Source organism: Stieleria mannarensis (genome assembly GCF_014154935.1).
In the GTDB taxonomy this organism is placed as follows: Bacteria; Planctomycetota; Planctomycetia; order Pirellulales; family Pirellulaceae; genus Stieleria; species Stieleria mannarensis.
On sequence record NZ_JACEHH010000066.1, the window covers coordinates 1 to 13,051 of the forward strand.

Consider the following 13,051-nt stretch of genomic DNA (forward strand, 5'->3'; position numbering starts at 1 on the left):
ATGAGATTGCAGAATGTTGTAGGGCAGAATGTTGGAGGGCAGGATGATGGGGCGCAGAATGAAGGGGCGCGCTACACGGAGCCCCAACTCGCCCTGGAAATGAGCGACAGCGCTGTCGGGGCATGCACCAAGTTAAGACGAAACCCTCCCAGGAAGGGAAGGTCAAGCTCGGCGAGGGGAGGGCCGGGACGGTCCTTGTTGGGGGCCGCCGAGCGACGGCGTCCCGTCGGGCGGTGAGGTCAGACGCATCACGATCGCATCGGGATGAATCCGAGTGCGTTTTCCGTGTGGGGCACATCAGGCCGACCGAGTAGGTAGAATGCGTCCACCACCGGACCTCCCAATCCCCCCTGCCGACACGATCGTCACCGCTGTTCTATGAAACCAAGGAAATCAGGCATCAAGAAGTACGGCCGGAAAAAAACGAGTGTCCGGCGTGATCGCAGAAGAGTCTTTGGCGAACGACTGGAGCAGCGGATGTTGCTCGCCGGCGACCTGGAGTTTTCGCCATTGCCGCCCCCCGTGCCCGGAGCGACCTTTGTCGAGCATGAACTCAGCAGCGGGACGGTCGATGGACCGCTAGGCGTCGTGTCGGGCGACGTCGATGGGGACGGCGACAACGACGTGGTGGTCGCGTCGTATCGCGACGATTCGATTCGCTGGTACAACAACGATGGGAACGGCGTGTTCTTTGGAAACACGATTGCCACCAACGCCAATGGCGTCCAAGGCATCGCGATCGCGGACCTGGACGGCGACGGGGACACGGATGTCATCAGCGCGTCAAAATACGACCACAAGATTCGCTGGTTCGAAAATGATGGCAGCGAGAACTTCACCGAACACGAGATCAGTGCGATCGAAACCAACGCGACGAGTGTCGCGGTGGCCGATGTCGATGGGGATGGCGATCTGGATGTCCTCAGCACCGCTTTTTTCTCCGACACGATTGCCTGGTTCGAAAACGACGGCAACGAAACGTTCACGCGACACGTCATCAGTTCGACCGCCGATGGTGCCAATGATGTGACGACGGCCGACGTTGATGGTGACGGCGACCTCGATGTCGTCGGCGTATCGGGTAACGACGATACGATCGCGTGGTACGAGAACGATGGAAGCGAAACCTTCACGCAGCATGTGATCAGCATCTCGGCCGACAATGCTCTCGCGGTCGGCGCGTTCGATGCAGACGGCGACGGCGACGTGGATCTGGTCGCGGCATCGAATTTCGACGACACGATCGCGTGGTACGAGAATGACGGCAACGAGAACTTCACCCCGCACGTTTTGACCACCTTGGCCGACCGCGCGTTCGACGTCGCGACTGCGGACATCGACTCCGACGGCGACATCGATATCCTGGCCTCTTCACTCAACGATACGATTCGCGTGTTCCTGGGCAACGGGGCCGGCGCGTTCACCGAACATGTCATCAGCGATGATTCGGCCAACGGTGCCAGCGCGCTGGCGATCGATGACTTCAATGGCGATGCCAAACTGGATTTCGTCGTCGGCGGCCGCTACGGTGACAACGTTCTGTGGTTCGAAAACGGTTCCCCCGACTACGGCGATGCCCCGGAACCTTATCCGACATTGATCGCCGCCGGCGGGGCATCCCACGTCGCCGTCGGTCATCGACTCGGTGCATCGCGTGACGGTGAGCCGGACGGATCGCCCTCCGCAACCGCCGACGGCGACGGAGCCGATGATGACGGCGTCACGTTCGGCCCGCTGCACGTGCGCGCCTTTGACGCCGAGGTCACGGTGAATGTGCAAAGCAACTCCAACCAACCCGACTGGGTTTTCCTGGACGCCTGGATCGACTTCAACCAAGACGGTGACTGGGACGATCCGGAAGAGCAGATTCTCGAGTCCGCCGAAGTCCGCGTCTTTGACCATCAGCTAACCTTCCAAATCCCGCGCGACGCGCTGGTCGGGACGACCTATGCGAGGTTTCGTCTGAGCAGTGTTGGAGGGCTGTCGCCGACCGGCGAGGCTCCCGACGGTGAAGTCGAAGATTACCAAGTCACTATCCAACCACCGATTCCGATGTCGCCGATGTTTATCGGCAGCAACATCAATTCGCCGGGAGCCCTGGGCGTTGCGGCGATCAAGTCGGCGGACCTGGATGGCGATGGCGACCTGGATGTTCTCAGTGCATCGGGGTATTCGAATCGATTCGAGTGGTTCGAGAATGACGGAAACGAAAACTTCACCCGCCGGTTGATCAGTGACCAGGGTGATGAACCGGAAGAGATCGAGGTCCAAGACATGGACAATGACGGTGATCTGGACGTCATTGCGGTCTCGTATTTCGGCCAGAACATCGTCTGGTACGAAAACGATGGAGCCGAAAATTTTTCGCCCCACATCGTTTCGCCGGACGATCGTGGCGTGCTCAGTGTCGCCACGGGCGACGTCGATGGTGACGGCGACCTCGATTTTTTGAGCGCCGGATTCAGCTACGAAATTCTCTGGTATGAAAACACCGGGGCCGAACCCTACACCGTCCACGTGATCGATCCCTCCGCCGGTGCGGCCAAAAGTCTGGCGGTCGCCGATGTCGACGGTGACGGAGACCTGGACGTGTTCACCGCACACACGGTCGATGATTCGATCAACTGGTATGAAAACAACGGTTCGGCGTCGTTCACCAAGCACGTCATCAGCACCAATGCCAGTGGTGCACTGGGCGTCGCGGTGGCTGACGTGGATTCCGACGGCGATCTCGACGTGCTCAGCGCGTCCCAGTCCGACGACAAGATTGCTTGGTACGAAAACGACGGCAACCAGAATTTCACCGAGCACGCGATCACCACCTCGCTCGATTATCCGACGCACGTCTCGGCGGCCGATATCGACCAGGACGGCGATGTGGATGTGTTTGCCACGTCCTACGGCGATGATTTGATCGTCTGGTACGAGAACGATGGCAACCAAAACTTTAGCGAAGGCGTGATCGATGCCAATGCGGATGCCCCTCTGGACGTTGAAGTCGCCGACGTCGACGGTGACGGCGATTTGGACGTGCTCGGTGCCTCCAACGGCAACGACCAGATCGCCTGGTACGAAAATGACGGCAACGAATCGTTTGTCGAAAACGAGATCGTTTCCTCCCCCTACGTGCCCTACGACGTGACGTTGGCGGACATCGACGGCGATGGCGACATCGATGTGATCGGCGCGAGCTTCAACGACGACAAGATCACCTGGTACGAAAACGACGGATCCCAGGCATTTTCGCCGCAAATCGTCACGACGTCCGCCGATGGTGCGTCCAGCGTCGAGTCGGCCGACATCGACGGCGACGGCGACCTGGACATCGTCGGCGGTTCCTATTTCGATGGCAAAGTCGCCTGGTACCGCAACGACAACGGCGACTTCGCCGAACAAGTGGTGACGCTGGATGCCGCCGGCCTGAACGACGTTCACACGGCCGACGTCGACGGAGACGGCGACATCGACCTGCTCTCGGCCAGCGGGTATGACGACAAGATCGCCTGGTACCAGAACGACGGCAGCGGAAACTTCACCCCGAAAGTAATTTCCTCCAACGCCAGGCTTGCCTACAGCGTGGCAACCGCAGACATCGACGGAGACGGAGACCTGGATGTTGTCGGCGCATCCTACAGTGATGACAAGATCGCTTGGTACCAAAACGATGGCAACGAGAACTTCGTCGAAAAAATCATCTCCACCTCCGCGTACGGTGCGTCGTCGGTGAAAACGGCCGACATCGACGGTGATGGTGACCTGGACATCGCCATCGGCGCGTTCACCGACGATCTGACGTGGTTCGAAAACGACGGCGCCGGTAACTTCACCGAGCGGTTGATCCCGATGGAAGAATCTTACGCCTTCGATGTCACTCCGGGAGACGTCGACTTGGACGGCGACATCGACTTGCTGGTCGCCTCGCGCGACGACTACGTGATGTACGTCTTTCTGAACGACGGCAACCAAAACTTCCGCCAGCGATCGATCGACTACTTTGTCAACGGCGCGAGGCGAATCGAACTGGGCGACCTGGATCAAGACGGTGACCTGGATGCCGTCGGTGTGTCCAGTTTTGACAATCGATTCGTCTGGCTGGAAACCGTGCTCGCGGATCTCGGTGACGCCCCGGAATCCTACGCGACGTTGCTGGTTGACGACGGAGCCACGCACCTGGCCGTCGGACCGCGACTTGGCCCCTCGCGCGATAGCGAACCGGATGCTCTGCCGTCCACCGCTGCCGATGGTGACGGAGACGACGAAGACGGCGTGCTGTTCGGGACACTGAAACTTGGTCCATCGACCGCCGGTGTGAACGTCGACCTGCAAAACGGATCGTCGGCCAAAGTCGACGCCTGGATCGACTTCAACGCCGATGGCACCTGGGACGCCGCCGAACAGATCCTGGACAGCGTTGATGTGGTCGCCGGACTCCAGACACTCAATTACAACGTGCCGCCGACGATGACGTTGGGGCAGACCTACGCGCGGGTGCGGCTGAGCACCGCCGGCGACCTGGATCCGACCGGTTTGGCCGATGACGGAGAAGTCGAAGACTACTTGATCACCATCCGTGAAGACGTCGTCTTTAGCCTGCCCCCGACCTCGCCGGACGTCACGCTTCGCCAGAACGGGCCGAGCGTCGAACTGATTGACAACGGCAACGGCGGTGCGGTCCTGTTGTCCAAACCCGTGCTGACGACCCAGTCGTTGACGTTGGTCGCCACCGACGGTATCGACACTTTCGACATCGACTTTACCAGCGGCGGGTACTTTTCATTTCCTGACGGGATCGCGATCGATGGCACCGACGAATCTGATTCAGTGACCATCCGTGGAACCGGAAACTCAAACGCCGTCATCCTGTCCGACGTCGGTAGCGTTGCCGCGCCCCCGGTCGAACTGGGCGGTCCTCCCGTTGCCCCCACCACCGTCGAAATCACCGATGGCGGCCTGGTGACCGAAGTCCAACTTTCGACGCTCGGGCCGGTCAGTGTTCTGGCGATGAAATCGATTCAAGTCGAAGGTTCCTTGGATGTGGGCGATCAGACATTGTCCTTGGACGCGACCGACCCGATCTCGCTGGGGACGCTGACCGAACTGTCCGGCGGACGGATCAATTCGGTCGGTCCGATCACCATCGGCGGCGGATTGAAATACCGACCGCCGGTCGGCGTCACGCCCGCGGTCGGAGATTCGTTCGTGTTGATGCAGGGCTCGGCGATCACCGGGAACTTTGCCGACACCGATTTGCCCACACCTCCGCTGGGAAGCGACTGGGACCTTTCGGTCGGCCCGACCGAGGTGCGGGTGACGCTGGTCGATCTGGCACAGGTCGGGCAATTGACACTCGGCGGTGGTTCGGTCAGTCCCCAACGTTCCAATCTGACCAAGATCGACGTCCGGTTTGACGGCTTGGTCGACATCGACCCCGGAGCGTTCCAGGTCACGAAGCGTGGCCCCGAGGGCGGCGTCGTGACGACGGCGTTTGTCGTCGCGACTGATCCCCAAGGCAATTCGGTGGCAACGCTGACGTTCAGCGGAGCGCTGACACGTGGCCTGGATTCGGCCCTGGTCGATGGCAATTACGAATTGACGATCGATCCGTCGAAAGTTCGTCGGGCGGGAACCACCGTCACGATGGACGGCAACAATGACGGCCTGCAAGGCGGCCACTACTCGCACGGTCAAGTTGCGTCCGACAACTTCTTTGCACTCTACGGAGACAGCGACGGCGACCGTGACGTGGACGGTCAAGACTATGGCCGCTTCGGCCTGACCTTCCTGAAATCGAGCGGCGACGCCGGTTTTAACACCGCCCTGGACAGTGACGGCGACGGCGACGTGGATGGACAAGATTACGGACGATTCGGTCAACGATTCCTGAAATCATTGCCCTTCTAGACGCCCGACGATCCGATTACACGTAGCTACCTTCGCCAGAAGGTGGATCCCCAGTGTATCCCACGCTCTGGCGAGCGTAGCGACGTTGAATCGGAGCTGCACGTCTCGCGAACAGGTGTTTTCATCCCCTGTCCTCCGCATCGCCGACCGGGACCAACCGCACCATGATTTGCGTGTGCGGTCCGCCACGCCAAATCCGCTGTGTGACGGCGGGGCGATAGCCGTCGGCGGTGACTCGGAACCGCATCACGGAGAATCCGCTGGTGCGTGGCCAACGCAAACGCCCGGCTTTCATTTCGCGTTTCAGATTGTCACGCCAGCGGACCGTCGACCTTCCCGAATCATCCACCGAAAGCGATCCGGGCGTGACGATGAAGTCGCCGATCGGTTCGGAGGTGACCGAGTCGATGACGCCACCGTCGATCAGCCACATGGCACGCGTCGCCGCATCGACCGATTCGATCGGGGGCAGATCCTCGGCGGCGGACCAGCCGCCGGCCCAGGACACACTGAGGATTGAAAGCGCGGCCAGGCGGTTCAGGAACCTCGTGCGACCGGACCGCGCCACCGCTTTCTTGTCTGCGTTTCGCATCGAATCACTCGATCACGGCCAACAGGTCGCCCGCTTCGACTTGGGTTCCCGGCGGGGCGTGGATGGTTTTGACGATGCCGGATCGGGGCGCGTTGACCGTCGTTTCCATCTTCATCGCTTCGAGCACCATCAGCTTTTGGCCTTCCTTGATCTTGCCGCCTTCTTCCACGGCCACGGTGATCACCATGCCCGGCATGCTGGCGGCGACTTGATTCTCGTCCCGGGGGTCGGCTTTGACCGCAGCCTTGGTTTCCGGCTCGAGCGACTTGTCGTGCACGGTGATTTCACGCGGCTGGCCGTTGAGTTCGAAGAACACGGTCCGCGTTCCATCGGGGTGCGGTTGGCCGACGGTCAAGAACCGGATGATCAGCCGTTTCCCCTTTTCGATATCGACCGCGATTTCTTCGCCGGGTTCTTGGCCATAAAAGAAGTTTGGCGTGGGCAATTTGGCGACATCGCCGTAGGTCTTTTGGTGGACGGCGAAGTCGTCAAAGACCTTGGGATACAGCAGGTGGGTCACCGCCGCTTGATCGTTGGCCGGTTCGCCGGTCAATTCGGTGACCTCTTTCTTTGCCGCGTCAATGTTCGCATCGGGCATCGACTCGCCGGGGCGAGTGGTCAGCGCGGGTTCATCACCGAGGATCTTTTTCATCACCGTTTCGGGGAATCCGCCCGGGGGTTGCCCCATGCGTCCGCCGATCAAATCCAGCACGCTGGCGGGATAGGCGAGCGAACGATCGCTTGTCAAAACGTCTTCGGCCGACATTTCGTTGGCGACCAGGAACAGTGCCATGTCACCGACCGCCTTGCTGGTCGGCGTCACCTTGACGATGTCGCCGAACAACGCGTTGACCTGGGCATACGCCTTACAGACTTCGCTCCATTGATCCGACAGTCCCAACGCCCGGGCCTGTTGGAACAGGTTCGTGTACTGGCCGCCGGGCATTTCGTGTTCATACAAATCGCCGGTCGCCGGCAGCACGTAACTTTCAAACGGCAGGTAGAACTCACGCGCCGCCTGCCAGTAGGTTGCCAAATTGGTCAACGCTTCGGTCGACAGCGAACTTTCACGCGGGGTGTCTCGCAGGGCTTCAACCAGGGAGTTCAAATTGACTTGGCTGGTGCCGCCGGACAGCGGCGCGAGTGCGGCATCGGCAATCTGCAGCCCCTCCTCGGCGGCGGCCAAAATCGTCGACGCTTGGATACCGGCGGTGTCGTGGGTGTGCAAGTGAATCGGGATGCCGATCTCCTCGCGCAAGGCCCGAATCAGCTTGACCGCGGCCTTGGGCTTGAGCAGCCCCGCCATGTCCTTGATGGCCAGCAGGTGGGCGCCCATCTTTTCCAGCTGCTTGGCCAAGTTGACGTAGTAGGCCAAGTCGTACTTGGTGCGACGTGGATTCTGCAAATCGCCGGTGTAACAGATCGACGCTTCGCAAATCCCGCCTTCCTCGATCACGGCTTCCATCGCCACGCGCATGTTCTGTTCCCAGTTCAGCGCGTCGAAGACTCGGAACACATCCATCCCGGCCTGGACGGCTTCGCGAACGAACAACCGCACAACGTTGTCGGGATAGTTGGTGTAACCGACGGCGTTGCTGGCCCGCAGCAACATCTGCGTCAAGATATTGGGGACCGTCTCGCGCAGGTCGGCCAGGCGTTGCCAGGGCGATTCCTTCAAAAATCGCATGCTGGTGTCGAACGTCGCTCCGCCCCACATTTCCAGCGAGAACAATTGCGAGGCCAGATGGGAATAGGCCGGTGCGATGTGCACCATGTCGTAGGTGCGGACACGGGTTGCCAACAGCGACTGGTGTGCGTCCCGCATCGTCGTGTCGGTCAGTAACAGCCCTTTTTGTTGGCCGATCCATTTGACCAGTCCTTCGACGCCCGATTCGCGGAAGATGTCCTTGGTCCCCTTGGGCGGTTTGGCCAGCGGGTCGGTCTCGGGTACCGGAGCGGGCGTTCGACGCGTGGCGACGGGTCGTCCGACGACCAGCTCGTTTCCGTTGACGATCGTTTCGGCCAGGTAGGTCAACAGCTTCGTCGCCCGGTCACGTCGCTTGGGCAATTCGAACAATTCCGGCGTCGTGTCGATCAGCCGTGTCGTCGCTTCGCCGGCCAAAAAGGTCGGGTGATTGATCAGTTTCAACAGGAAGGGGATGTTCGTTTTGACCCCGCGAATCCGGAACTCCTGCAAACAACGGTCCATCCGAGATCCCGCCGCGGCCAGCGAGGGCGCGCGTGCGGTGACTTTCACCAGCATCGAATCGTAAAACGGATTGACCACCGCACCACTGAAGGCCGTGCCGGCGTCCAAGCGGATGCCCAACCCGGCCGCCGAACGATAGTGGGTGATTCGGCCGTAGTCGGGCAGGAACTGATTGGCCGGATCCTCCGTGGTGACCCGGCACTGCATCGCAAACCCGTTGGTGCGAATCTTGTCCTGGGTGCCGATCCCCACGATCTCGTCGGTCAGCTTGTGTCCTTGGGCGATCAAGATCTGGCTGCGAACGACATCGATCCCGGTGACCTCCTCGGTCACGGTGTGTTCGACTTGGATCCGCGGATTGACTTCGATGAAAAAGAATTGATTCGAATCGACGTCCAGCAGAAACTCGACGGTGCCCGCGTTCTCATAGCACGAACCGTCCGCACCGACGGCCTTACCGATTTTCAGTGCCGCTTCGCAAAGTCCGTCGCGGACGTCGGGGGGCAGGTTGGGTGCCGGGGCCAGTTCGACCACCTTTTGGTGACGCCGCTGGACACTGCAATCGCGTTCGTATAGATGCACCAGGTTTTTGCCGTCACCAATGATTTGCACTTCGATGTGCCGGGCGCGTTGGACAAAGCGTTCCAAGAAGACTTCGTCGCTGCCGAACGCGGTCTTCGATTCACGCATCGCCGCTTCCAGTGCGGTCGGCAGCTCCTCGGCCGACTCGATGACCCGCATCCCGCGGCCGCCGCCGCCGTGGGCCGCTTTCAAGATCACCGGGAATCCCATTGATTCAGCCAGCGCGACCGCTTCGTCCGCGTCCCGCAGTGGTTTGTTTTCTCCGCCCAACACCGGCACGCCGGCTTTTTCCGCCAACTCTCGGGCCGACATCTTGTCCCCCAACTGGTTCAGCGAACGGACGCTGGGGCCGACGAAGACGATCCCCGCCTTGGTCAGCGCGTCGGCAAATCCCGGTCGTTCGGACAAAAATCCGTATCCGGGGTGGACCGCATCGATGTCGTGTTTCTTGCACAGCGCGACGATCGCATCGATATTCAAATACGATCGAATCGGCTCGCCCGGCTCACCGATCTGGTACGCCTCGTCGGCTTTGAAGCGGTGCAGGGCGTAGCGATCTTCATAAGAATAGATCGCGACGGTTCGAATCCCGAGCTCCGTGGCACTGCGGAAGACTCGCGTCGCAATCTCGCTGCGGTTGGCAACCAACAGTTTTTTAAAGGGCCGAATCGTCATCAAAAAGTAATCCAAATGGAAAATCAGGTTTCGATACTGTCAAACATGGCGCGCGCGGCCATCGCCGGAACTGCAATTTAACGAATTCAGTCCGATCCGACAGGACATCACCCTGAATCGGCCCGCCAGGAAACGACCGCCGCAAAACTTGGCGATTTCTGTAAATTAGTCGACCGGCAATGGCGCATCGGGCAGGCGACCGATCCCCTAAAACGTCGGCGAGGTTTCGCCAAAATCGGACGACGGCGACGCCAGACGTAGCTACCTTCGCCAGAAGGTGGGCTCCGCTGCGATCACCACGCTCTGGCGAGCGTAGCTACGTGAACGTCACGATGACCGCAAAGCCCTACAGCCCCAACACGTAGGCAAAGATCAGCGGCGCGACGATCGAGGCGTCGCTGTGGATCATGAACTTAGGCGTTTCGCGGCTGAGCTTTTCCCAGGTGATCTTTTCGTTCGGCACCGCGCCGCTGTACCCGCCGTAGCTGGTTTCGGCATCACTGATCTGGCAGAAATAGCTCCACAGCGGGACATCTTCTTTCAAATCCTGACGCATCATCGGAACGACGCAGATCGAAAAGTCGCCCGCGATTCCGCCGCCGATTTGAAAGAACCCGATCGGGTGCTGCGGAGAGGTCTCACGGTACCAGGCGGCCAATTTTTCCAGTTGAGCGGTGCCGGGTTTCATCGCGTGATGCCCGGCGACGGTGCCGTCGATCACGCGGGCGGTAAAGATATTCCCCAGCGTGCTATCCTCGACGCCGGGGACGAACACCGGGATTCCGGCATCTTTCGCCGCCGCCAGCCAGCTGTTTTCGCGCGGGACCTGGAAGTGTTGCGGCAATTCCGGATCGTCCAACAACTCGAACATGAACTCCGCCGGCGTCCGCGGTTGGTTCGAATCGGCGGCGTGTTGCCACAGCTTGGTCAGCCGGCCCTCGATGTGCCGCATCACCGTTTCGGGGATACAGGTATCGGTGACCCGGTTGAAGCCCTGTTCCAACAACGCTTCTTCGTCGCTGGCCGAAAGCCCGCGCCAGTTTTCGATCACGCGGTACTCGTCGTGGGCGACCAGGTTGAAGATGTCCTCTTCCAGATTGGCGGCCGTGCAGGTGACGGCATGCACCTTGCCCTGGCGGATCATGTCGGCCAACGAAAGCCCCAATTCGCCGGTACTCATCGCACCGGCCAGCGTAACCATCATGCGGCCGTCACGTTTTTCGATCAGGTCTTTGTACGAGCGTGCCGCGGCCAGGGTCTCGCGGGCGTTGAAGTGGCGGTAGTGCCGTTCAAGAAAATCGCTGACGTTCAAGGCAGGTCTCGGTGGGGAACAGATGGATTCGGATTGACCTGTTTTTTTTACCGAATATCCCGTGGGATCGAAAGTCGGGGGGCAAAACTCGCAATCACCGATTCACCGTAGCTACCTTCGCCAGAAGGTGGTCTTCCGATGGGGACCACGCTCTGGCGAGCGTGGCTACGAAGCACAGCAGCACATCGCTTACACGCCACCGAGCGTTTCTTTCAGACGTTTCAGCAATCGATACCGCTCGTGATCGCTCGATTTTTCGATCGTGGTCGTCAGCGAGAGCATGAACTCGGCGTAATCGTTGTGCCAATCGTGGGCCGTGTGAGCGACATCCAGCCGCGGCTTGGGCGTGCCCTGGGAAAGGGGCTTCGTGCCGGCGATCAATTCAAACGATTCGTCGAACCCGGGCAAATAAATTCGATCGCCGTCCAACCCGCGGTTGACCAACAACTCACGAAGCATCTCACGTGCATCGTCTTCGCCATGATTGAGGAACAATCCGCCGGTGATCGGACAACGCTCCTTGATCCAATCCAACAACTCCCCCTGGTCGGCGTGGGCGGAATAATTCCCCAGCTCGCGAATGTCAGCCCGCACCTTATACGATTTGCCGTGGATCCGAACCTCTTTGGCACCGCTGCTGATGATGTGCCCCAGCGTCCCCGGCGATTGGTATCCGACGAACAACACGGTGCATTCGGGACGATAGATGTTGTTGATCAAGTGATGCTTGATGCGTCCGGCGTTGCACATCCCGCTGGCCGAAATGATGATCGCGCCGCCTTTGATGTTGTTGATCGCCTTGCTCTCGTCAAGCGAATGCACCAAGTGAAAACGCGGGTGGCGGAACAACCGCGCTTCGTCCACCTCCACGTCCTGAAGCGCCCCGGCGTGTTTGATGAACACCTCGGTCGCCTTCTTGGCCAGCGGTGAATCCAAGTAGACATCCGACTGCGGGATCTGGCCTTGCGTCAACAAGTATCCGATGTCGTGCAACAGTTCCTGGCTGCGTTCGACGGCGAACGAAGGGATCACCACGTTGCCGCCGCGCTTGAGTGCGGTGGTCAGGACGTCGCGGAGTGCCTCGCGGCGTTTTTCCAGCGTGTAATCATCGCGGTCACGGTTGCCGTAGGTCGACTCGCAAACGATGTAGTCGTAGCCGACCGGCGCGTCCGGTTCGGGATGAAACGCTTTTTCTTCCGGCCCGATGTCGCCGGAAAACAGCAGCGACAACTCCTCGCTCTCCCCCGGCTGGGCGATCTTAATTTCGACCGACGCCGAACCGAGCAGGTGCCCGGCGTTCCAAAACCGGGCGTGGATTCCGTCGCGGGGAGAAAACCATGATTCATACCCGTGTGGATCCACCAACTGCAACGTCGCGTCGGCATCGGCCATCGTGTAAATCGGCTGGACCGCCGGCAGCCCACGACGACGCAGGTTTCGATTGTGTCGCTTGACCCCCGACTCCTGGATGTACGCTGAATCGGGAAGCATGAATCGAAGCAGGTCACAGGTCGCTTCGGTCGCATAAATCTGGCCGGTAAAGCCTTTTTTGACCAGCTTCGGAAGCAGCCCGGAATGATCGATGTGGGCGTGGGTCAGGATCAGGAAGTCGATCGATTCGGGATCGAAGGGAAAGTCCTGGTAGTTCAACTCCTGAGTCGTCTTGCTGCCCTGGAACAGGCCGCAGTCGATCAGAAATCGATGCTTGCCGGTATCCAATAACGAGCACGATCCCGTGACGGTTCCGGCAGCCCCGCAAAATGTCAATTTCGTCATCGAA

Annotated in this window: 5 protein-coding genes; 1 reads left to right on the top strand and 4 read right to left on the bottom strand. The window is 60.1% G+C overall.

Going from position 1 to position 13,051, the window contains the following annotated elements:
* The first annotated feature begins 378 nt into the window (after positions 1-378).
* On the top strand, positions 379-5,901 hold the full coding sequence (locus tag H1B37_RS29185) for an FG-GAP-like repeat-containing protein (protein WP_182870821.1): 5,523 nt from the start codon (positions 379-381) through the stop codon (positions 5,899-5,901).
* Positions 5,902-6,022: 121 nt separating this feature from the next.
* On the opposite strand, the gene H1B37_RS29190 is transcribed toward H1B37_RS29185, so the two are convergent.
* The 4 genes from H1B37_RS29190 to H1B37_RS29205 form a co-directional block, all read right to left on the bottom strand.
* A complete protein-coding gene (locus H1B37_RS29190; RefSeq protein ID WP_182870822.1) occupies positions 6,023-6,493 on the bottom strand; it encodes a hypothetical protein in 471 nt (156 codons plus the stop codon).
* 4 nt (positions 6,494-6,497) lie between these two features.
* Positions 6,498-9,959, bottom strand: a complete 3,462-nt coding sequence (locus H1B37_RS29195) for a pyruvate carboxylase (RefSeq protein WP_182870823.1) — start codon at positions 9,957-9,959, stop codon at positions 6,498-6,500.
* Positions 9,960-10,305: 346 nt separating this feature from the next.
* The gene (locus tag H1B37_RS29200; protein WP_182870824.1) at positions 10,306-11,271 is read right to left on the bottom strand and encodes a deoxyhypusine synthase family protein; all 966 of its coding nucleotides are present in this window, start codon (positions 11,269-11,271) and stop codon (positions 10,306-10,308) included.
* Positions 11,272-11,460: 189 nt separating this feature from the next.
* The gene (locus H1B37_RS29205; protein WP_182870825.1) at positions 11,461-13,047 is read right to left on the bottom strand and encodes an MBL fold metallo-hydrolase; all 1,587 of its coding nucleotides are present in this window, start codon (positions 13,045-13,047) and stop codon (positions 11,461-11,463) included.
* Positions 13,048-13,051 lie beyond the last annotated feature (4 nt).

Bases quoted from the DNA above. Each gene is read 5' to 3' on its own strand.
- H1B37_RS29195 (WP_182870823.1), bottom strand. From the start codon at position 9,959: ATGACGATTCGGCCCTTTAAAAAACTGTTGGTTGCCAACCGCAGCGAG.
- H1B37_RS29185 (WP_182870821.1), top strand. From the start codon at position 379: ATGAAACCAAGGAAATCAGGCATCAAGAAGTACGGCCGGAAAAAAACG.
- H1B37_RS29190 (WP_182870822.1), bottom strand. From the start codon at position 6,493: ATGCGAAACGCAGACAAGAAAGCGGTGGCGCGGTCCGGTCGCACGAGG.
- H1B37_RS29205 (WP_182870825.1), bottom strand. From the start codon at position 13,047: ATGACGAAATTGACATTTTGCGGGGCTGCCGGAACCGTCACGGGATCG.